The following is a 21,507-nucleotide window of genomic DNA, read 5'->3' on the forward strand; positions in this document are numbered from 1 at the left end:
GGAGGGCGCCGTCCGATGAGGCTGCACCGCCTGACCGTCACGGCCTTCGGCCCCTTCGCCACGGCCCAGGAAGTCGACTTCGACGCCCTCTCCGGCGCCGGGATCTTCCTCCTCCACGGCCCCACCGGAGCCGGCAAGACCTCCGTCCTCGACGCCGTCTGCTACGCCCTGTACGGCTCCGTGCCCGGCGCCCGCCAGAGCCCCGGCACCAGCCTGCGCAGCGACCACGCCGACCCCGGCACCGCGACCGAGGTGCGCCTCGACCTCACCGTCGGCGGCCGCCGCCTGGAGATCACCCGCCGCCCCGAACAGGAGCGGCCGAAGAAGCGCGGCTCCGGCACCACCCGTGACAAGGCCCAGTCCTGGCTGCGCGAGCACACCGCCGCCGACGGCTGGAAGGCGCTCAGCCGGTCCCACCAGGAGATCGGCGAGGAGATCGAGACCCTGCTCGGCATGAGCCGGGAGCAGTTCTGCCAGGTCGTGCTGCTCCCGCAGGGCGACTTCGCGCGGTTCCTGCGCGCGGACGCCGACGCCCGCGCGAAGCTGCTGGGCCGGCTCTTCGACACCCGCCGGTTCGCGGCCGTCGAAGCGCGCCTGGCCGATCGGCGCAAGGCCGCCGAGGCGCGCGTACGCGAGGGCGACGAGCGGGTGCTGGCCACCGCGCACCGCCTGGCCCAGGCCGCCGGGGACTGCCCCGACCTGCGCGACCGGCCGCTGCCCCGGCTCGCCCCCGGCGACCCGGGGCTCGCGGCGGAGGTCCGCGCCTGGGCCGCCGTCGCCCGGGTGGGGGCCCGGGAGCGGCGCGACATCGCCGAGTACGCCCTCGCCGCCGCCGAGAGCGCCCACCACGCCGCCCGTACCGCGCTGGAGGACGCCCAGGAGCTCGATCGGCGCCAGCGCCGGCACGCCGAGGCACTGGGCCGCCGCGATGCCCTGGCCGCCGAGGCCCCCGCGCGCGAGCGGATCCGCGAACGTCTCGACCGGGCCGCCCGGGCCGACCGCGTCGCCCCCGCCCTCGACCTGCGCGCCGCCGCCGCCACCGCCCACCGGCAGGCCGCGCAGCGTGCCGCCGAAGCACGGGGCCGGCTGCCCGCCGGCCTGGCCGAGGCAGGCGCCGAACACCTCGCGACCGTCGAGCAGCGGCTGCGCGAGGAACTGGGCGCGCTCGGCGCCGCCACCCGCGCCGAGGCCCGCAGCACCGGGATCGGACGCGAGCTGGCCGCGCTGGAGCGCGAGGCCCGGGCCGCCGAGGAGCACCTGCACGAGGCCGCCGCCTGGCTGGAGGGCTGGGAGTCCCGTCGCGCCGCCCTCCAACGGCACGTCGACACCGCCCAGCAGGCCGCCACCCGCGCCGAGGCCCTCGCCGGCCGGCTCGAACCCGCCCGGCTGCACCTGGCCGCGGCCCGCCGCCGCGACCAGCTGGCCCGGCAGGCGGAGACCGCCGCGGCCGGCCTGCTCGCCGTGCGCGAGCGCGCCGGGGCCGCGCGCGAGCACTGGCTGGAGCTCAAGGAGACCCGGCTGGCCGGCATCGCCGCCGAACTCGCCGCCGCCCTCACGGCGGGCGAGCCCTGCACCGTCTGCGGCTCGCCCGAGCACCCGCTCCCCGCCCGGCCGGCCCCCGGCCACGTCGACCGGGCCGCCGAGGACGCCGCCCGGGAACGCTACGAGCGGCTGGAGGACGAGCGGGCCGCCGCCGAGCGCGCCCTGGCCGCCGTACGGCAGGCCCGCGACGAGGCCGCCGCCACCGCGGGGGAGGCCGACGCCGCCGAACTCCACGACCTGGCCGAACGGCTGACGGCCGAGCACGCCGAGGCCCGGAACCTCGCCGGCGGCCTGCACGCGGCCGCCGAAGCACTGGCCCGTGCCGGCCGCGAGCACGACCGCCGCCAGGAGGTCCGCCGCGAGGCGGGCGCGGCGGTGGCCGCGGCCGTCTCGCGGCGCGAGACCCTGGAGAAGGAACGGGCCTCCCTGGAAGAGGAGCTGTCCCGGGTCCGGGGCGACGCGCCCAGCGTCGCCGAGCGCGCCCGCGTCCTGGAGACCCGGGTCCGGCTCGTCGCCGAGGCCGCCGACGCCGCCCGCCAGGCCGAGGCCGCCGACCAGCGCCTGAAGGAGGCCGACGACCGGCTCGCCGACGCCGCCTTCAAGGCCGGCTTCGACACCGCCGACGCGGCCGTCGCCGCCCTGCTGCCCGAGTCCGAGGCCCGGGACGGCCGCCGGCGGCTCGACGGCTGGGCCGCCGAGGAGGCCGCCCTGACAGACCGGCTCCGCGACCCCGAGACCACCGCGGCGGCCGCCCTGCCGCCGGCCCGGCCCGACGTGGCCCGGAGCGCACTCGCGGACGCAGCGGCCCGGCTGCGCACCGCTGCCTCCGCCACCGACGCCGCCCGCACCCGCTGCGCCGAACTCGACGCGCTCTCCCGGCAGGCCGAGACCGGCCTGCGCGCCCTGGGGCCGCTGCGCACCGAGTACGAGCGGGTGGCCCGGCTGGCCGGCCTGACCGCGGGCACCTCGGCGGACAACGAGCGCCGGATGGGCCTGGAGTCGTACGTGCTGGCCGCCCGCCTGGAGCAGGTGGCGGCCGCCGCGACCGTACGCCTGCACCGCATGTCCGGCGGCCGGTACACGCTGGTGCACTCCGACGCCCGGGCGCGCCGCGGCGCCCGGTCGGGGCTGGGCCTGCACGTGGTCGACGCCTGGACGGGCAGCACCCGCGACACCGCCACGCTCTCGGGCGGCGAGACCTTCTTCGCCTCGCTGGCGCTGGCGCTGGGGCTGGCCGACGTCGTCACCGACGAGGCGGGCGGCATGCGGCTGGACACCCTCTTCATCGACGAGGGTTTCGGCAGCCTCGACGACCAGGCGCTCGACGAGGTGCTGGACGTACTGGACTCGCTGCGCGAACGGGACCGCAGCGTCGGGATCGTCAGCCACGTCGCCGACCTGCGCACCCGGGTGCAGGCCCAGCTGGAGGTGCTCAAGCAGAGGGGCGGCTCGGTCGTGCGGCACCGTACGGGCGCGGCGGGGGCATCGGGCCGGTGACGGCGGGCTGTGGGGTGCGGCACCCCCGCGCGCCCCACGGGTTTCGCCCCGCTCAGCCGCTGATGGCCCGCCGGGGCAGCGGCGAGGAGTACACCACGCTCGTGGTCACCGACCCGAGCGAGGAGATCCGGCCCGCCACCTCCTCCAGGTGCGCCATCGAGCGGGCGGCCACCTTCAGGACGAAGCAGTCCTCGCCCGTCACGTGGTGGGCCTCCAGGATCTCCGGCGTGGTCTCGAGCAGGTCGTGGAACGGTTTGTAGTTGCCGTGCGGGTAACGCAGGCGGGTGAACGCCAGGATCGGCAGCCCCAGCCTCTCCTGGTCGACCACCGCCGCGTAGCCGGTGATGACGCCCGCCTCTTCGAGGCGGCGCACCCGCTCCGTCACCGCGCTCGCCGACATCGACACGGCCCGCGCGAGGTCGGCGTAACTGGCCCGTCCGTCGTGCTGGAGGGCTTCGAGGATGCGCCAGTCGGTGGCGTCAGGGGAATAGGCGGTCATGTGCCAGGAGTACCAGGGGATTCACCGGTCGATCAAGGTGAGTGCCGGGGAAACCCTCTTCCGGGCATGATCAACGCTTTGTAGATTTTGGGGCATGACGACGACGCAGACGAACCCCAGCCAGGCGCCCGCCCCCACCAACCCCGTGCTCCGCGTGCCGCCCGCCTCGCCGGCCGCCGCGGCCGCGTACTTCGCCGCCAGCCTCGCCTTCCACGCCGACGTCTCCGACGTGGCCGCCGCACTTGCGGCCGACGGCGACCCGGGCTTCGTCCTCGTCGACTCCCGCTCCACCGCCGCCTGGGACCAGGCGCACGTCCCCGGCGCGGTCCACCTGCCGACCGCCCTCATCCCCGAGCAGGCCCCCGACCTCCTCGACAGGTCCGTCCCCGTCGTGACGTACTGCTGGGGCCCGGGCTGCAACGGCGGCACCCGTGCCGCCCTCGCGCTCGCCGAACTCGGTTACCAGGTCAAGGAGATGCTCGGCGGCATCGAGTACTGGATCCGCGAGGGCTTCGAGGTCGAGACCTGGCAGGGCCGCGAGCGGCGCGCCGGCGCGGACCCGCTGACGGCGCCCACGGACTCCGACGACTGCGGCTGCTGACCCGGCCCGGCACGCCGAACGGCCGCCCGCTCCCGGAGGGAACGGGCGGCCGTCGGGACGTGCGGGGTCAGAGCTTGGACAGCTCGTCCACCAGGTCGTCCAGGCCCAGCGAGCCCAGTGACAGCGCCGCCATGTGCCACGCCTTCGCGTCGAAGGAGTCGCCGTGCGCCGCCCGGGCGTTGTCGCGGCCCAGCAGCCAGGCGCGCTCGCCCAGCTTGTAGCCGATGGCCTGGCCCGGCATCGACAGGTAGCGGGTCAGCTCGCTCTCGACGAAGTCCGCCGGCCGGCCGCTGTGCAGCCCGAAGAACTCCTGCGCCAGGTCCGGGGTCCACCGCTCGCCCGGGTGGAACGGCGAGTCCGCCGGGATCTCCAGCTCCAGGTGCATGCCGATGTCGACGATGACGCGGCAGGCCCGCATCATCTGGCAGTCCAGGTAGCCCAGCCGCTGCTCGGCGTCCTTGAGGAAGCCCAGCTCGTCCATGAGGCGCTCCGCGTACAGCGCCCAGCCCTCGGCGTTGGCGCTGACGATGCCCACGGTGGCCTGGTAGCGGGACAGCTGGTCCGCCACGTGCACCCACTGGGCGAGCTGCAGGTGGTGGCCCGGAACGCCCTCGTGGTACCAGGTCGACACCAGGTCGTAGACCGGGAACGCCTCCTGGCCCATGGTCGGCAGCCAGGTGCGGCCGGGGCGCGAGAAGTCCTCCGACGGCGGCGTGTAGTACGGGGCGGCCGCGCCGCCCGCCGGGGCGATGCGGGACTCCACCCGGCGCACCCGCTCGGCGAGTTCGAAGTGGGTGCCGTCGAGGGCGTCCATCGCCTCGTCCATCACGCCCTGCAGCCAGCCCTGGACCTCGTCGACCGGGATCAGGGTGCCGTGCTCGTCGAGGTGCCTGAGCGCCTCCCACGGACCCGCGCCCGGCAGGATCTTGCCGGCCTCGGTCTTCATCTCGGCGAGCAGGCGGTGGTACTCGGCCCAGCCGTAGGCGTACGCCTCGTCCAGGTCCAGGTCCGTGCCGTTGAAGTAGCGCGACCAGCGGGCGTACCGCTCGCGGCCGACCGTCTCCGGCTTGCCGGCGATGGCCGGGGCGTACACGTCGCGCATCCAGTCGCGCAGCGCCACCACGGCGGCCGTCGCCACTCCGGCGGCTTCGTCGAGCTCGGCGCGCAGCGCGTCGGGGCCGCCCGCGGCGAACTCGGCGAAGAACCCCGGGCCTTGCCCGTCCTCGCCCGCCCAGGAGGTGAGCTGCTCGACGAACGTGGCGGCCGGGCGCGGGGCGCCCCACAGCCCGCGCTCCAGGCCGAGCTCCAGGCCCGCCCGGTAGCCCTCGAAGGCCGCCGGGACCGCGTGCAGCCGCTGCACGAGGGCCGCCCAGTCCTCGTCGGTGTCGGCCGGGGTGAGGGTGAACACCTCGCGGACGGCGTGCACCGGCGAGTGGATGTTCGACACCGCGCGGAGGTCTTCGTCGGCGTCGTGCACGGCCAGTTCGGCGGTGAGGCGCTCCCGCAGCAGGCGGGCGCAGCGGCGCTCGGCGTCGCTGTCCGCGCCCGGCAGCCGCTCGGCGTCGTCGAGCCTGCGCAGCGTGGTGCGGGCGAGCTCGGCGACGGCCGCGCGGCCGGCGGGGGAGAAGTCGGGGAGGGCGGAGGAGCTCTCGGCGACGCCGAGGTAGGTGCCGGTGATCGGGTCGAGCGCGATGAGGTCGTCGACGTACGCGTCGGCGACCTCTCGGGGAAGCTGATGGCCGTGCTGGGTGTCTGACATGCGGACATCTTCGTACGGGGGAGGGGTCCTCGTCACCACCGTTCGGTGCGAACCTCCTGACGCGCACGGTCCGGGTCCACCGGGGCGGCCTCGAGCCGGGCGGTGATCACGAGGGTGCCCTCCTCGATCTGGTAGTCGAGGGGCAGGCCCAGGCCGCGCATCGCGGCCACCATGCCGGTGTTGGCGGCGCGCGTGACCGCGTACACGCTGTCGCAACCGGCCTCGCCAGCCATCCCGATCAGTCGGCGCAGCAGCTCCGAGCCGATGCCGCGGCGCTGCCACGCGTCCTCGATCAGCAGGGCGACCTCGGTCTCGTCGCCGTCCCACAGCAGGTGTCCGAGGGCGACCAGGCGGCCCGAGGCGGTCCAGGCGGCGAGGGTGCGGCCGTAGCGGGGGCTGAGCAGGTGGCCGAGGTAGCGGTCGGCGTCGGTGACGGGTCCGTGGTACCGCAGCCCCAGGGTGCGCTCCGAGCAGCGGTCGTGCATCGCGCGCGCGGCGTCCAGGTCGGTGGTGTCGGCGCGGCGGACGGTGATCGCGGTGCCCTCGGGGAGCGTCAGGACGTCCTGGCTGCGCGGGACGCGCGGGCCGAGCCGGGCGTCCAGCTCCACCAGGGCGCGCGCCCGGGCGAACTCGGTCGGGGTGAACGGCAGGTGGGGGCGTTCGATCGTGATGGCGCCGCCGGACGGGTCGCGCAGCCGCATCACGGTCTCCTCCAGCACGCCCTCGACGGGGGCGTCGGCGCCGGCGTGCGGGCGGCCGGAGAGGGTGGTCGCGGGGATCGAGTGGATGGTGCAGCGGCCCAGCAGCTGGCGCAGGGCGAGGGGGAGCTCGGCGGCGTCGAGCGCCGTGCGGGTGGCCAGGCCCAGGACCCTGGTCGGGGTGTCCACGAGGTCGTGGGCGTCGGCCCGCTCCAGCCACGTCCGGCGGCCGCCGCCGTCGGCCACGGCCCGGGTCAGCTCGGCGGCGGGCAGCTCCTGGGGGGCGCGCAGGAGGAACTCGTCGGCCGTGCCGCCCTCGGCCAGCGGGTGGGTCTGGAGGGTGAGGATGTCGACCGAGTGCCGGGCCAGGGCGCCGCACAGCGCGGCGAGGCTGCCGGGCTCGTCGCGTACGGTCGTCCGCATCCGCCACAGGGTGCCGCCGGCCGGGGTGCGGCGGCCGGCGGCCTGCGCGGCTCCGGCGGCGGGAGTCGTGGGCGGGGGCGGGGGCGCATGGCTGTGCCGCCGTGCCCACCACATGTGGAATCCGGATGCGGCGAGCAGGGCCACCGCCGAGGCGACGAGCAGGACCGGGCCGTCGGGACCGTGCACGACGAGGTTCGCGAGGGCGTCGGCCACCGCCACCGCGGTGAAGAGCGCGGCGAGTTCGACGAGGTCGCGGCGCCAGTGGTGGCGGGCGGGGCGGGCGGAGGCAGGGGTGCGATCGGTCATGCCACCACTCTTCCGGCGTGGTGTTGCCTGATCACGAACGCACTGTGACCGACTGGTAAAAGGTGGATCTGGCCGGTTTCACCCTGTTTTCCTGGTGAATGGTGCTGAGCTCCTGCCCCCCCCTCCGAGTTCCTGCCCGTCCCGCGCTCGTGGTCAGTGGGCGGCCCGGGTCGTGTCCCGGATGACCCGGGCCACGAGCGCGGGGTCGTCGTTCATCGGTACGTGGCCGCAGCCGCGCAGCCGGACCAGCCGGGCGTCCGGGACCGTCCGCTTGGCCCGTACGCCCTGGCGGGGCAACAGCAGCCGGTCACGGTCGCCCCAGGCGATGGTGACGGGGAGCCCGGGCACGTCGTCGGAGAAGCGCACCCGCGTGCCCGCCGCGAGGGTCTTGGCGAAACCGTGCGCGCCGCGCAGGGCGAGCGTCTCGGCGACCACGGCCTCGGGCGAACGGCGGCCCGGGCGGGCGTAGATGGTGCCGGTCAGGGCCGCCCGGCCGGCACGGGTGCGGGCGAGCCGCTCGACCGCGGGGCGCGGCAGGGCCTTCGCCCCGGCCCGCATGGCGCGCAGGGTCGCGAAGGCGTAGCGGCGCTCGGGCTCGTTCCAGAAGCCGGCGGGGGACAGCGCGGTGACGGAGCGGACGGTCTTGTCGCGGCCCATGCCCAGGGCGATCAGCCCGCCGAGGGAGTTGCCGGCCACGTGCGGGCGGTCGAGCTCGAGCGCCTCGCAGAGCGCGCCGAGCGCGGGGACGATGCCGGCGAGGCCGTACGGGATCCCGTCGGGCAGCGGCCCCGAGGCGCCGAAGCCCGGCAGGTCGACGGCGACGACGTCGTGGTCGGCGGCGAGCAGGTCCAGCACCGGGTGCCAGGCCTGGAGGTGGTGGCCGATGCCGTGCAGGAGCAGCAGGGGCTCGCCCGCGCCGCGGCGCTCGTACGCGACGGTCGCCGTGCGGGGGCCGTGGGGGGAGGGGACGGGGAAGGAGACCGTGGCGGTCATGCTGCTCCTCGCTGCGCGTGAACGGTCGGGCCGGGGCGCGTAGTTGGACACGCCGTCAGCCATCATTACCGTCGGGTAGTCGGGGCGCGCAAGGGCCGTGCCCGCGCGGTGCGCCGCCAGGGGCGGCGGCGCTGTGCGGGAGTGATCGGCCGCGCCGGTACCTCCAGTCCGACGCGGCGTGTTGTCCCGTTCGCCGCATTTGCAGTGCGCAAGAACATCGTGTGAACGGCCTGATACCTATGCCCGGTCTGCCCGGCAAAGGTATGAGGATTGGTCTTGACCAAGGGGGTACGCCGCCCTATGGTCGCAGGGTTAGTGCAGGAACCTTTAATAAACAAAGGCGCGGAACTGCCGCTGGAGACAGCGACGGCAGGAGGAGTCAGGGTGGGGACCACGCAGCTCGAATCGGTGCCGGAGCCGAAGTACTGGCACCTCAAGACCGTGCTCAGCGAGGCGCTCGACCAGGACTTCGCCGTGGGCGAGGTGCTGCCGAACGAGCGCGAGCTGGCGGCCCGCTTCGGCGTGGCCCGGGCCACCCTCCGCCAGGCGCTGGAGCAGCTCGAGCTCGAGGGCCGGCTGCAGCGCCGCCGCGGCGTGGGCACCACCGTCGCGCCGCCGCGGGTCGGCGTGGCCGTCGGCGGCGGACGGGACAACTGGCCCGGGGAGGCCGCCGAGGGCTGGCAGGCCGTCGACGCCGCCGAGACCCTGCCCACCACCGCGCTCGCCGCCCTGCTCGGCGTCGACGCCGACACCCGGGTCCACACCGTCCGCCGCACCCGCGTCTCGCACGCCCAGCCCGTGGCCGCCGAGCTCCTGTACGTGCCGGCCGCCTCCGTGCCCGGTCTCTCCGGGATAGACGCCCCCGCCGGACCGGCCCGGGCCCGCGCCGTGCTGCGCGAGCTGCGCCGGCTGGACCTGGTGGGCCAGGACCGCTCCGTGGAGCTGGGCTCCGCCCGGGCCGACGACGCCAAGGAACTGGACCGGCTGCCCGGCGCCCCCGTCCTCGTGGTCACCACGCGGTACCTGACCGCGGAGGGCACGGCGGCCGTCTCGGTGGCCACCTACCGGGCCGACACCTGCCGCCTGACCTTCGGTGACAGCGGCGCCGACGTCGAGATCCACGACGGCGACGCGCGCCGCGCGTCCTGAGCCGACGGCTCGCAGCGCGACGCGCTTCCCGCCCCGGCCGGCGACCGCCCGGCCGGGGCGGCCGCGTGTCCGGGGCACGCGCGCCCCGGACCGACGGGCTCAGCGACGGGCGGTGACCGTCTTCTCGATGGCGAAGAGCTGCTCCTCGACGTGGTCGAGGGCCAGCCGCAGGGCGCCGGTGGCCACGGCCGCCTCGCCCAGCATCGACAGTGTCACCCGCGGCGGCCGCAGGCAGTAGCGGGCCAGCTCCTCGCGCAGCGGGGCCAGTACGCCGTCCAGCCCGGCGGCCCAACCGCCGACCACGACCAGCTCGGGGTCCATCGCCACCACCAGCGCCGCCACGTCGTGCACCAACCGCTGGATGAACCGCTCCACCGCGGCCTGCGCCTGCGCGTCCCCGGCCCGGGCCTCGGCGAAGACCCCGGCCACGGCCTGCTCGTCCAGCGGGTGCAGCGGCTCGTCGGTGGTGGACAGCAGGGCCTCGGGCGTCACGTCCCGACCGAGCAGGTGCAGCGCCCCGATCTCGCCGGCCGCGCCGCCGAAGCCCCGGTGCAGCCGGCCGCCGATGAGCGAGCCCGCGCCGGGGCTCAGGCCCGCCATCACGAAGACCACGTCGTCGGTGCCCTTGGCCGCACCCTTCCAGTGCTCCGCCACGGCTGCCGCGTTCGCGTCGTTCTCCACCAGCACCGGGCAGCGGAACGACCGGCGCAGCCGTTCGCCCAGGGGCAGCCCGGTCCAGCCCGGCAGTGCCGTGCCCAGCCGTACCGTGCCGTCCGCCTCGACGATGCCGGGGCTGCCGACCCCGACCGCGCGGAGCGAGTCGCGCCGCACCCCGGCGCGGCGCAGGAGGTCCGCCACGGTCGCACGGATCTTCTCCAGCCGCTCGTCGGCGGTGGCGGTCTCGGAGACCTCCTTGGTGCCGGCGCCGATCACCCGGCCGTCCAGGCCGGAGATGAGGACGGCCACGCGGTGGGAGCCGATCTCGATGCCGAGCAGGTGGCCGGCCTCGGCCCGGAACCGGAAGCGGCGGGCCGGGCGGCCCTGGCGCCGGGCCCCCTCCTCGACGTCGGCCTCGACGACGAGTCCGGAGGAGGTCAGGCCGTCCACGACCCCCTCCACGGTCGGTCGGGAGAGCCCGGTCGCCCGGGTGAGGTCGGTGAGGGTCGGTGCCCCCGCCGCGCGCAGCGCGCGCAGGACGACGGCGGAGTTGATCCGCCGGAGCAGAGAGGGATCCCCGCCGGTCAGCTGCCCCAACGTGATTCCTCCCAGCTCGTGCACCTGTTCAGGCGGATGGTACTGCGCCGCCCCGGACCGGGCGAGGACGAGGGGGGCCACGGCTCCGTTCCCGCTCCGCTCCCCGGCCCTCCCGGTCGGAGCCCGGAGCGCCGGCCCGGCGGTCAGGAGGGCGTCACGAGCCCGACCCGTACGCCGCGATCACCGACACCGTTCGGCGGCGGACGGGGTCGACCAACTGCCGCGCCGCCGCCGCTGCGACGACCCCGACGGGCAGCCACGGTCCTTCGGCGCAGGGACGCCTGACGGCAGGCCAGTTGTCAGTGGCCCGCGGTTTACTGACGGCATGACCACGGCAGAGCTACTCGAGACCATCGACCGGCTGCGGACCGGTGCGCATCCCGGGGTGCGCGGCGGGTCGCAGGGGGACGGGGACGGGCGCGGCCACCACCTCGTCGAGCTCGGCCGCACGCAGGACTTCTGGGAGGGCGACGGCTCCGACCGGGCCGGGGCGGCCGACCAGATCGATGCCGAGTGCACCGCCCTGGTCCAGGCCCTGACCGACCGCTGGGGCCGGCCGGACGTGTTCAGCCCGGCGACCGTCCACGAGCGCGTGGTCGCGGGCGAGGAGATACCCGAGCCCTGGGGCGAGATCAGCGCGAGCACGGACCTGGTGAACCTGTGGCGCACCGACGAGCACTGGCTGGCCGTCTACGTCGTCGATCCCGGCAGCCCGCACGCCTACCTCCTCATGGCCGCCCTCGCCACGACCGACCCGCCCTGACGGAGGTCAGTCGGGGACGACGGGGCCGGCGGGGGCCTCGGCGGCGGCGCGGAGGCGGGCGTACTCCGCGGCCATGGACTCGGCGGTCCAGTGGGCGTTGAGGCCGCTGGGGTTGGGGAGGACCCAGATGCGGGTGGTGCCGATGGTGCGGTCCTGGGGGCCGATGGTCGCCCCGCGCTCGCCGAAGGCGGTGCGGTAGGCGGTGACGCCGACCACCGCGAGCCAGGACGGTCGGAGCCGGCGGACCTTCTGTTCCAGGAGGCGGCCGCCCTCGCGGAACTCCTCGGTGCCGAGCTCGTCGGCGCGGGCGGTGGCCCGGGCCACGACATTGGTGATCCCGAGCCCGTAGTCGAGGAGCTCCTCCTGCTCGGCCGGCAGGAGCCGGCGCGGGGTGAAGCCCGACAGGTGCAGCACGGGCCAGAAGCGGTTGCCCGGCCGGGCGAAGTGGTGGCCGGTGGCGGCGGACATCAGGCCCGGGTTGATGCCGCAGAAGAGCACACGCAGACCGCCCGCGACCACGTCGGGGATGACGCGGTCACGGGCGGCGGCCAGTTCCTCGGGGGTCAGAGGATCGACCCCGGGGTGTAGGCGGCGGCCTCCGGGTGCTGCTTGGCGATCTCCTCGATGCGGGAGACGACCGAGGCGACCTGGTCGCCGGCCGCACCGGTGAAGGACAGCTTGTCGGCCATCAGGGCGTCCAGCTGGGCACGGTCCAGCGGGATGCGCTCGTCGGCGGCGAGCTTGCCGAGGAGCTCGTTGCGCTCCGCGCCCTGCTCGCGCATGGCCAGGGCGGAGGCGACGGCGTGCTCCTTGATGACCTCGTGGGCGACCTCGCGGCCGACACCGGCCCGCACCGCGCCCATGAGGACCTTGGTGGTGGCCAGGAAGGGGAGGTAGCGGTCCAGCTCGCGCGCCACGACGGCCGGGAAGGCGCCGAACTCGTCGAGCACGGTCAGGAAGGTCTCCATCAGGCCGTCGAGCGCGAAGAACGCGTCGGGCAGGGCCACGCGGCGGACCACGGAGCAGGAGACGTCGCCCTCGTTCCACTGGTCGCCCGCCAGCTCACCGGTCATCGAGGCGTAGCCGCGCAGGATGATCATGAAGCCGTTGACGCGCTCGCAGGAGCGGGTGTTCATCTTGTGGGGCATCGCGGAGGAGCCGACCTGGCCGGGCTTGAAGCCCTCGGTGACCAGCTCGTGGCCGGCCATCAGGCGGATCGTCTTCGCGATCGAGGACGGGGCGGCGGCCAGCTGCACCAGCGCGGTGACCACGTCGTAGTCGAGGGAGCGGGGGTAGACCTGGCCGACCGAGGTGAAGGCGTGCGCGAAGCCGAGGTGGCCGGCGATGCGCTGCTCCAGCTCGGCGAGCTTGCCGGCGTCGCCGCCGAGCAGGTCGAGCATGTCCTGGGCGGTGCCCACCGGGCCCTTGATGCCGCGCAGCGGGTAGCGCTGCAGCAGGTCCTCGAGGCGGGCGTACGCGACGAGCAGCTCGTCGGCGGCGGTGGCGAAGCGCTTGCCGAGGGTGGTGGCCTGCGCGGCGACGTTGTGGGAGCGGCCGGCCATGACCAGCTCGGCGTGCTCCGCGGCCAGCTTGCCCAGGCGGGCCAGGACGGCCACCGTGCGGTCGCGGACCAGCTCCAGGGAGAGCCGGATCTGCAGCTGCTCGACGTTCTCGGTCAGGTCGCGCGAGGTCATGCCCTTGTGGACGTGCTCGTGGCCGGCGAGGGCGTTGAACTCCTCGATGCGGGCCTTCACGTCGTGGCGGGTGACCTTCTCGCGCTCCGCGATGGAGGCGAGGTCGACCTGCTCCAGGACGCGCTCGTAGTCGGCGAGGGCCGCGTCGGGGACCTCGATGCCGAGGTCCTTCTGGGCGCGCAGCACGGCGAGCCACAGCCGCCGCTCCAGCGTCACCTTGTACTCGGGGGACCACAGGACGGCGAGCTCCGCGGAGGCGTAGCGGCCGGCCAGGACATTGGGGATGCGGGGCTTGGCTGTCACGTGTAGGGATTCTACTGTCGGTTTGCGCAGGCCAGCGCCCCGCCCCCGATTGTGGCTTGCTACGAGAGCGGGCTCACGCGGCGCGGCCGCGCCGGACCGCGCTCATGCCCGCGGCCCCTGCGGCAGGGGCGCGAAGGGCAGCAGCTCGGGCCGCTTGGCCGGCAGGCCGTCCCCGGAGGACCGACCGGTCAGCCGGCGGCCGATCCAGGGGAAGAGGTGCCGGCGGGCGAAGCGCACGTCCGCCACCCGCCGTTCGGCCCAGCCGGCCGGGAGCGCCGGCGGCAGCTCCGCCCGCCAGTCGTGCTCGGCCGGCAGGCCCAGCGTCTGCCAGACGGCCTCGGCCACGCGGCGGTGCCCTTCCGGCGTCAGGTGCAGCCGGTCGACGTCCCACAGCCGCTGGTCGCCCAGGGCCGGCGCCCCGTACAGGTCCACCACCAGGGCGTCGTGCCGGCGGGCCAGCTCGTCGACGAACGTGAAGAGCTCCTCCATGCGCGGTCGGAACCGCTCCATGACCGGTCCGTTGCGCCCGGGGGAGCGCATCAGCACCAGTCGACCGCACGAGGGGGCGAGCCGACCGGCGGCCTCCTCCAGGAGCCCGCGGACCCGGCCCATGTCGCACTTGGGCCGGAGCGCGTCGTTCAGCCCGCCCACCAGGGTGACGACGTCGGCCCGCATCGCGGCCGCCGCGTCCACCTGCTCCTCGACGATCTGGCCGATGAGCTTGCCCCGCACGGCGAGGTTCGCGTAGCGGAAGCCCGGCTCGCGGGCGGCCAGCCGCGCCGCGAGCAGATCGGCCCAGCCCCGGTACGACCCGTCGGGAAGCCGGTCGGACATCCCCTCGGTGAAGGAATCGCCGACCGCGACAAAACTGGTGTACGAGGCATTCATTTTCATGGCGGTGCGATGTTACCGCGCGGTTCGTCCGCCCGCTCAGGTGTTCGCCGCATTCCCGAACAGCTCGCGCAGAACGTCCTCCATCGTCACCAGACCGGCGAGGGTGCCGTCCGTCCCCAGCACCGCCGCCAGGTGGGTGCGACTGCGCCGCATCGCGGTCAGCACGTCGTCCAGCGGCGTCTCGGCCCGTACCTGGGCGATCGGCCGCAGCGCGTCCGTCGGGAACGGCTCGTCCCGGCTGGGCGCGTCCAGCGTGTCCTTCACGTGCAGGTAGCCCAGGATCCGACGCTGCCCGTCGACCACGGGGAAGCGCGAGTACCCGGACCTGGCCGACAGCTGCTCCAGCTCTGCGGGGGTGATCCCCTCGCGGGCGGTCACCACTCCTTCCACCTGCAGCACCACGTCCGCCACCGGCCGGCGCCCCAGCTCCAGCGCGTCGTGCAGGCGCTCGCTGGCCCGGTCGTCCAGCAGCCCGGCGTCGCTGGAGTCCTTCACCATGCGCGCCAGCTCGTCGTCCGAGAAGGTGGCGGACACCTCGCCCTTGGCGTCCACCCGCAGCAGCCTGAGGAGCAGGTTGGCGAAGGCGTTGACCGCGAAGATCACCGGCTTCAGGGCCCGGGTGAGCGTCACCAGCGGCGGTCCGAGCGCGAGCGCGGTGCGCACCGGCTCGGACAGCGCCACGTTCTTCGGCACCATCTCGCCGAAGAGCATGTGCAGGTACGTCGCGACGGCGAGCGCGATCACGAAGGAGATCGCGTGCGTGGCCCCGGCGGGCATGCCCACGAGCTCGAAGAGCGGCGTCAGCAGGTGCTCGATCGCGGGCTCGGCCACCACGCCCAGCACCAGGGTGCACAGGGTGATGCCCAGCTGTGCCGCCGCCATGAGCGCCGAGACGTGCTCCAGACCCCACAGGACGCTCCGCGCCCGCCGGTCGCCCTTGTCGGCGTACGGCTCGATCTGGCTGCGCCGGACCGAGATCAGGGCGAACTCCGCGCCGACGAAGAAGGCGTTGACCACCAGGGTCAGGAAGCCGATCAGCAGTTGCAGCGCGGTCATCGGTCCGTCCCCTCCTCGTCCTTGCCGCGGCCGTCCGGCGCGGGCCGGTCCGCGGCCCTGCGACGTCCGCCGCCGGGGCGGTCCGCACCCCGGTGTCGGCGTTCGCCCTTGTGGCGCCGGGGGCGCCGGCCGTCCTCCTCGGCGGCCGGGACCGCGGGCGCGGCCGGTGCGTGCAGCAGGACCCGCGAGGCGCGGCGCCCCACGGCGTCCACCACGTCCACCCGCCAGCCGTCCAGGTCCAGGCCGTCGCCCACCGCGGGTATCCGGCCCAGCTCGGTGGCGATGAGCCCCGCCAGCGTCTCGTACGGGCCGTCCGGCACGCGCAGCCCGATCCGGGCCAGCTGGTCGGTGCGGGCCGCGCCGTCGGCGGAGTAGAGCCTGCGGCCGCTCGCGTCGGTGCCGGCGGGGGCCAGGTCGGGGGTCTCGTGCGGGTCGTGCTCGTCGCGGACCTCGCCGACGACCTCCTCGACGATGTCCTCCAGCGTGGCCACGCCGGCGGTACCGCCGTACTCGTCGATCACCACGGCCATCGTCTGCCGCCCCGAGAGGCGGTCCAGCAGCCGGTCCACGGTCAGCGACTCGGGCACCAGCAGGGGCTCGCGCAGCAGGCGCTCCACCGGGTAGCGGTGCCGCTCCTCGGCCGGCAGCGCCAGCACGTCCTTGATGTGCACGGTCCCGACCACCGTGTCGAGGCTGCCCCGGTAGACCGGGAAGCGGGACAGGCCGGTGGCCTGGGTGGCGTTCGCGACGTCCTCGGCCGTGGTCTGCACGTCCAGCGCGGTGACCTGCACGCGGGGGGTCATCACGTTCTCGGCGGTCAGATCGGCCAGGTTCAGCGTCCGTACGAACAGCTCGGCGGTGTCCTTCTCCAGCGCGCCCGCCTTCGCGGAGTGCCGTGCCAGCGCGACCAGCTCCTGCGGGGTGCGGGCGGAGGCCAGTTCCTCGGCAGGCTCCATGCCCAGGCGGCGGACCATGTGGTTGGCGGTGGTGTTCAGGTGCCCGATGAGGGGCCTGAACACCATGCTGAAGATCCGTTGCGGGGTGGCCACGTGCCGGGCCACCGACAGCGGGGAGGAGATCGCCCAGTTCTTGGGGACGAGCTCGCCCACCACCATCAGGACCACGGTGGACAGGGCCGTCCCGAGCAGCAGCGCCACGGAGGAGGCCGTGGCCTCGCCCAGCCCGATCGCCTCCAGCGGGCCGCTCAGCAGCGCGGCGATGGAGGGCTCGGAGAGCATGCCGATGACCAGGCCGGTGACGGTGATGCCGAGCTGGGCGCCGGAGAGCTGGAAGGTCAGGCTCCGGACGGCCTTCAGGGCGCTGTCGGCGCCGCGGTCGCCGCGCTCGACGGCCGCCTCCAGGTCCGCGCGCTCGATCGTGGTCAGCGAGAACTCCGCCGCCACGAAGACGCCGCAGGCGAGGCAGAGCAGCAGCGCCACGACGAGCAGAAGCACTTCGGTCATCGGTTCACCTCCGTCCCATGATCGGCCAGGGGGAGGCGTCGTGCGCGATGTCGGGTACTGGGAGGCTCGCCCATGGGCGGACGCTCACACCTTTCGGTCGTCGGACCGGCCGCGGGGCGGGCCGGGTCGGTCCCCACATGGTAAAGGACCGGCAAAGTGGACGGGTGGGCGGCGGTCGTCCCGGCCGGCACGCGTGGCGCGCCGCCGGGTACGAGCCGCAGGACCGGTGGACGCGCCGGGTGAACCCGCTGCCGGCCTGACCGGGGCCCGACCGGCCGGTGCGCCCGGCCGGCCGTCAGACCGACGGCCGCCGCGCCGAGCCCAGGACGCAGTACGAGTCGGGGAAGGCCGGGCCGCGCTCCGGCAGCCGCAGCGAGCGCTGCGCGAGGAGCTCGAACCCGGCCGCCTCGATGGCGGCCACCGGATCGCGCGAGGTGTGGCAGCCCCCGCACAGCCGCGGCCACACCGTCCGGTCCAGCAGCCTCTGGAAGGAGGCCATGTTCGGCCCCGGCGCCAGCCCGTGCTCGAAGAAGCGCAGCTCCGCGCCCGGTCGCAGCACCCGGTGGATCTCGGCGAGGGAGCGCGGCAGGTCCCGTACGGAGCACAGCACCAGGGAGGCCACCGCCCCGTCGAAGGCCTCGCTCTTGACCGGTAGCGCCTCGGCGACGCCCGGCACCACGTCCACCGGCACCTCGGCGCGCAGCGCCGCCCGTACCGCGAGCCGGCGCAGGGTCCGTTCGGGCTCGATCGCGACCACCTCGGCGACGGCGGCCGGGTAGTGGGCGAAGTTGCGCCCGTTGCCCGCACCGATCTCGATGACCCGGCCGCTGAGCCCGGTCAGCAGCTCCGCCCGGATCCGGGCCACCCCGGCGTGGGCGTCGGCCTGGGCGCTCATCCGGGCGTAGGCGCGGGCGAAGAGGGGGTGATGGACGGGTTCCTTGGCGGCGCGGGTCCGGCGCGTCATGACGGGCCTCCTTGCACGGGCGGGCACGGCGGGCGCATACCGTCAGTGTCCCCCCGTGCGCGGCCGCTACCCCCGCGCCCGGACGCGGGGCCGGGCGATTTCCCCCGCCCCGCCCCACCCCGTCCGGCACCACCGCGCGCCAGGACGCGCCCCCGTCCCCGGAGAGGGGGGCGGCCTACGCGGCCCAGCGCGCCGTGAAGTCCGCGGCGTCCCAGGTCCCGTCCAGCGCCGGGGCCAGCCACGAGCCGGCCGCCGCGCGGAACGCGGCGGGGTCCAGGCCCGGCGCCCCCTGGGGTACGGCGCCCAGCAGCGGCACGCCGGACACCGACGGCAGGTCCGCGAGGTTGCACCGCATCGCCAGGTCCGGCTCCGCCGGCCAACTGCCGATGACGATGCCCGGCGTGGCCAGGCCGCGGGCGGCCAGTGCCTCGGCGGTCAGCGCACAGGAGTTGAGGGTGCCCAGGGCGGCCGGGGCCACCACCAGTACCGGCGCGTCCAGCAGCCGCGCCGCGTCCGCGAGCGTGCCGCCCTCGGCGTCGAACCGTACGAGCAGCCCGCCCGCGCCCTCGACGAGCACGAGGTCGTGCTCGGCGGCCAGCTTCTCCGCGGCCCCGGCGACGTCGGCCGGCGAGACGAACGGCATCCCGGCCCGGCGCGCCGCCGTGTCGGGGGCCAACGGCTCGGGGTAGCGGGCCAGTTCGGCCCCCGTCACCGGCCCCGCCAGCCGCCCGACCTCCGCCACGTCCCCGGGCTCGCCCGGGGCCACGCCGGTCTGGGCCGGCTTGAGCACCGCGACGGACCGCCCGGCGGCCAGCGCCGCCGCCGCGACCGCCGCGGTCACCGCCGTCTTCCCGATCTCCGTGCCCGTACCGGACACGACGAGGACGCCCATGTCAGCCTTCAGCCTTCCCGTGCGGCCGCGCACACCGCGCGGCCGATCCGCGCCACGTCCTCGTCCGTCGAGACGTACGGCGGCATCGTGTACACCAGATCGCGGAACGGGCGCAGCCAGACGCCCTCCCGCACGGCGGCCCGGGTGGCCGCCGCCATGTCGACCTCGTGGTCGAGCTGGACGACGCCGATCGCCCCGAGCACCCGTACGTCCCGGACGCCCGGCAGCGCGGCGGCGGGGGCGAGCCCCTCGCGCAGCCCCGCCCCGATCCGCTTGACCTCGCCCGCCCAGTCGCTGCCGAGCAGCAGGTCGATCGAGGCCAGGGCCACCGAGGCGGCCAGCGGGTTGCCCATGAACGTCGGCCCGTGCGCGAGCACCGGCACCTCGCCCCGCGAGATCCCGTCGGCCACCCGCGAGGTGCACAGGGTCGCGGCCATCGTCAGGTAGCCGCCCGTCAGGGCCTTGCCCAGGCACAGCACGTCGGGCGTGACGCCCGCGTGGTCCGCCGCGAACATCGCGCCGGTGCGGCCGAAGCCGGTGGCGATCTCGTCGAGGACGAGCAGGACCCCGTACTCGTCGCACAGCTCCCGCAGCACCCGCAGGTAGCCGGGGGAGTGGAAGCGCATGCCGCCCGCGCCCTGCACCACCGGCTCCACGATCACCGCGGCCAGCTCGTCCGCGTGCGCGGAGACCAGCGCGCGCAGGTGGGCGACGTACTCCGGGTCCGGCTCGGCGTCGAAGCCGGCGGGCGGGACGTCGGCGAACACCTGCTTCGGCAGGTGGCCCTGCCACAGCTCGTGCATGCCGCCCTCGGGGTCGCACACGGCCATCGGCTGCCACGTGTCGCCGTGGTAGCCACCGCGCCAGGTCAGCAGCCTGGTCTTGCCCGCGTACCCCAGCGAACGCCAGTACTGCAGGCACATCTTGACCGCGACCTCGACCGAGACCGATCCCGAGTCGCACAGGAAGACGTGCTCCAGCCCCTCGGGGGTGATCTCCACCAGCTTCGCCGCGAGCCGCACGGCGGGCTCGTGCGTGAGCCCCCCGAACATCACGTGGCTCATCCGGTCGAGCTGGCCGCGCGCCGCCTCGTTGAGCACCGGGTGGTTGTAGCCGTGGACGGCCGACCACCAGGAGGACATCCCGTCGACCAACTCGTGGTGGCCCTCGGCCGGCTCGGCCAGCCGCAGCCGGACGCCCGACGCCGAGGAGACCACGAGCGGCTCCTGGCGGCCCGGCATCGGACCGTACGGGTGCCACACGTGCTGCCGGTCGAGCGCCCGCAGGTCGGCGGGGGACAGGGAGCCGGACCCGCCGGACCGCGGGCCCGCTCCGGCGGACCCGGGCCCGGCGGCCCCGTACAGCGGATCAGGCATTCGGCGCGAGGTCCGTGCCGGCACCCCGGCGGCGCACGGCGACCAGCTCCGGCCGCACCTCGCCGGGCGCGGCCTGGGCCGGCTGCTCCTGCCCGGCCTCGGCCGCCGGGGCCTCGGCGACCTCGGCCGCCGGCTCCTCGTGCGAGCCGCAGCCACCGCAGCCGGAACCGCAGCCGGCCGCCGCGCCCTCCTGCGGACCGCACAGCGAGGCGCCCCCGCCGTGCGAACCGCAGCCGCCGCCCGCGCGGGCCTCGGAGCGGTGGGTGGGCAGCGTCGTGGTGTCCGCGCCCTCCACCGTGAACCCGGCGTCCGCGATCATGTCGAGGTCGGCCTGGCCGGCCTGGCCCTCACTGGTGAGGTAGTCGCCGAGGAAGATCGAGTTGGCCAGCTCCAGGGCCAGCGGCTGCAGCGTGCGCAGGTGCACCTCGCGGCCGCCCGCGAGCCGGACCTCCACGTCGGGGCAGACGAAGCGGACCATCGCCAGGATCCGCAGCGCGCGCTGGGGGGTGAGGTTCCACTCCTTCGCCAGCGGCGTGCCCTCGAAGGGGATGAGGAAGTTGACCGGCACCGAGTCCGGGTCCAGCGAGCGCAGCGAGAAGACCACGTCCACCAGGTCCTCGTCGCTCTCGCCCATGCCCGCGATCAGACCGGAGCAGGCGGACAGGCCGGCGGCGTGCGCCTTGTTCACCGTGTCGACCCGGTCCTGGTAGGTGTGGGTCGAGGTGATCTGGCCGTAAGTGCCCTCGGACGTGTTCAGGTTGTGGTTGTAGGCGTCGGCACCCGCCTCGCGCAGTCGCTCCGCCTGGCCGTCCGAGAGGAGGCCGAGACAGGCGCAGACCTCGATGCCCTCGTTCTCCTCCTTGATGGCCTCGATGGTCTTCGACACCCGGTCGACGTCGCGGTCCGTGGGACCGCGCCCGCTCGCCACCAGGCACACGCGCTTGGCGCCGCCGGCCACGCCCGCCGCGGCCGCCTTGGAGGCGTCCTCCGGCTTCAGCCAGGTGTACTTGAGGATCTCCGCCTTGGAGCCCAGCCGCTGCGAGCAGTACGAGCAGTCCTCGGGGCACAGCCCGGACTTCAGGTTGACCAGGTAGTTGAGCTTCACTCGACGGCCGAACCACTTGCGCCGCACCTTGCCGGCCGCGGCCACCACGTCGAGCAGGTCGTCGTCCGACGTCGCCAGCACGGCGAGCGCCTCTTCACGGGTCGGCAGCTCGCGCCGCAGCCCCTTGTCCACCAGGGTGTTCAGCAGGTCCATAGGCGTGATCCTGTCTCACGCCCCGGCCCTCGGCCAAGGAGAGAAGCTACAAGAAGAGTCGAAGGCGGTGTGGGCATCACCACACCAGTCCCGTGACGCACGGGGACTAGGGTCTGTGGACAG

At 75.2% G+C, this 21,507-nt stretch carries 18 protein-coding genes; 4 read left to right on the forward strand and 14 right to left on the reverse strand.

The window, feature by feature from the left end; translation table 11 throughout:
* The first annotated feature begins 15 nt into the window (after positions 1–15).
* Positions 16–3,039, forward strand: a complete 3,024-nt coding sequence (locus IF43_RS0115585; RefSeq protein WP_030200134.1) for an AAA family ATPase — start codon at positions 16–18, stop codon at positions 3,037–3,039.
* A 52-nt stretch (positions 3,040–3,091) separates the two neighbouring features.
* Here the strand turns inward: IF43_RS0115585 and IF43_RS0115590 are convergent, their stop codons facing one another.
* On the reverse strand, positions 3,092–3,538 hold the full coding sequence (locus tag IF43_RS0115590; protein ID WP_030200138.1) for an Lrp/AsnC family transcriptional regulator: 447 nt from the start codon (positions 3,536–3,538) through the stop codon (positions 3,092–3,094).
* 94 nt (positions 3,539–3,632) lie between these two features.
* On the opposite strand from IF43_RS0115590, the gene IF43_RS0115595 reads away from it, so the two are divergent.
* A complete protein-coding gene (locus tag IF43_RS0115595; RefSeq protein ID WP_030200140.1) occupies positions 3,633–4,139 on the forward strand; it encodes a rhodanese-like domain-containing protein in 507 nt (168 codons plus the stop codon).
* A 67-nt stretch (positions 4,140–4,206) separates the two neighbouring features.
* On the opposite strand, the gene IF43_RS0115600 is transcribed toward IF43_RS0115595, so the two are convergent.
* The 3 genes from IF43_RS0115600 to IF43_RS0115610 all read right to left on the reverse strand — a co-directional run bounded on the left by IF43_RS0115600 (position 4,207) and on the right by IF43_RS0115610 (position 8,318).
* Entirely contained in the window at positions 4,207–5,898 is a 1,692-nt protein-coding gene (locus IF43_RS0115600; protein WP_030200142.1) for a DUF885 domain-containing protein, read from the reverse strand.
* A gap of 32 nt (positions 5,899–5,930) precedes the next feature.
* The gene (locus IF43_RS0115605; protein WP_030200144.1) at positions 5,931–7,325 is read right to left on the reverse strand and encodes a GNAT family N-acetyltransferase; all 1,395 of its coding nucleotides are present in this window, start codon (positions 7,323–7,325) and stop codon (positions 5,931–5,933) included.
* Positions 7,326–7,478: 153 nt separating this feature from the next.
* Positions 7,479–8,318: an alpha/beta fold hydrolase gene (locus tag IF43_RS0115610; RefSeq protein ID WP_030200145.1), complete on the reverse strand. Its 840-nt coding sequence runs from the start codon at positions 8,316–8,318 to the stop codon at positions 7,479–7,481.
* Positions 8,319–8,702: 384 nt separating this feature from the next.
* Here IF43_RS0115610 and IF43_RS0115615 point away from each other — a divergent pair, with 384 nt between their 5' ends.
* The gene (locus IF43_RS0115615) at positions 8,703–9,467 is read left to right on the forward strand and encodes a GntR family transcriptional regulator (protein ID WP_030200147.1); all 765 of its coding nucleotides are present in this window, start codon (positions 8,703–8,705) and stop codon (positions 9,465–9,467) included.
* A gap of 99 nt (positions 9,468–9,566) precedes the next feature.
* Here IF43_RS0115615 and IF43_RS0115620 read toward each other — a convergent pair whose 3' ends face one another.
* Positions 9,567–10,721, reverse strand: a complete 1,155-nt coding sequence (locus IF43_RS0115620) for an ROK family transcriptional regulator (protein ID WP_030200149.1) — start codon at positions 10,719–10,721, stop codon at positions 9,567–9,569.
* Between the two features lie 325 nt (positions 10,722–11,046).
* On the opposite strand from IF43_RS0115620, the gene IF43_RS0115625 reads away from it, so the two are divergent.
* Positions 11,047–11,484, forward strand: coding sequence for a hypothetical protein (locus IF43_RS0115625; protein ID WP_030200151.1), 438 nt, complete (start codon positions 11,047–11,049; stop codon positions 11,482–11,484).
* A 6-nt stretch (positions 11,485–11,490) separates the two neighbouring features.
* Here the strand turns inward: IF43_RS0115625 and mug are convergent, their stop codons facing one another.
* The 9 genes from mug to bioB form a co-directional block, all read right to left on the reverse strand.
* Entirely contained in the window at positions 11,491–12,051 is a 561-nt protein-coding gene (gene mug / locus IF43_RS0115630) for a G/U mismatch-specific DNA glycosylase (protein ID WP_037888755.1), read from the reverse strand.
* Positions 12,048–13,481: an adenylosuccinate lyase gene (gene purB, locus IF43_RS0115635; protein ID WP_030200155.1), complete on the reverse strand. Its 1,434-nt coding sequence runs from the start codon at positions 13,479–13,481 to the stop codon at positions 12,048–12,050. The genes mug and purB overlap by 4 nt, the downstream gene beginning before the upstream one ends.
* Before the next feature lie 102 nt (positions 13,482–13,583).
* Complete coding sequence (locus tag IF43_RS0115640; RefSeq protein ID WP_030200157.1) at positions 13,584–14,375, reverse strand: SGNH/GDSL hydrolase family protein; 792 nt, start codon at positions 14,373–14,375, stop codon at positions 13,584–13,586.
* 36 nt (positions 14,376–14,411) lie between these two features.
* Positions 14,412–15,431 carry a hemolysin family protein gene (locus tag IF43_RS0115645; RefSeq protein ID WP_030200159.1) on the reverse strand — a complete coding sequence of 340 codons (1,020 nt, stop codon included), beginning with the start codon at positions 15,429–15,431 and terminating at the stop codon, positions 14,412–14,414.
* The gene (locus IF43_RS0115650; protein ID WP_030200161.1) at positions 15,428–16,894 is read right to left on the reverse strand and encodes a hemolysin family protein; all 1,467 of its coding nucleotides are present in this window, start codon (positions 16,892–16,894) and stop codon (positions 15,428–15,430) included. The genes IF43_RS0115645 and IF43_RS0115650 overlap by 4 nt, the downstream gene beginning before the upstream one ends.
* A 295-nt stretch (positions 16,895–17,189) precedes the next feature.
* Positions 17,190–17,858 (reverse strand): class I SAM-dependent methyltransferase, encoded by a 669-nt coding sequence (locus IF43_RS0115660; protein ID WP_030200163.1) that lies wholly within the window; start codon positions 17,856–17,858, stop codon positions 17,190–17,192.
* A 175-nt stretch (positions 17,859–18,033) separates the two neighbouring features.
* A complete protein-coding gene (bioD, locus tag IF43_RS0115665; RefSeq protein WP_030200165.1) occupies positions 18,034–18,750 on the reverse strand; it encodes a dethiobiotin synthase in 717 nt (238 codons plus the stop codon).
* A gap of 8 nt (positions 18,751–18,758) precedes the next feature.
* Positions 18,759–20,126 (reverse strand): adenosylmethionine--8-amino-7-oxononanoate transaminase, encoded by a 1,368-nt coding sequence (locus tag IF43_RS0115670; protein ID WP_030200167.1) that lies wholly within the window; start codon positions 20,124–20,126, stop codon positions 18,759–18,761.
* A complete protein-coding gene (gene bioB, locus IF43_RS0115675; protein ID WP_030200169.1) occupies positions 20,119–21,384 on the reverse strand; it encodes a biotin synthase BioB in 1,266 nt (421 codons plus the stop codon). Before bioB ends, IF43_RS0115670 begins: the two co-directional genes overlap by 8 nt.
* Positions 21,385–21,507 lie beyond the last annotated feature (123 nt).

The sequence above is a fragment of the Streptomyces sp. NRRL S-87 genome, from assembly GCF_000719335.1.
Classification (GTDB): Bacteria; Actinomycetota; Actinomycetes; order Streptomycetales; family Streptomycetaceae; genus Streptomyces.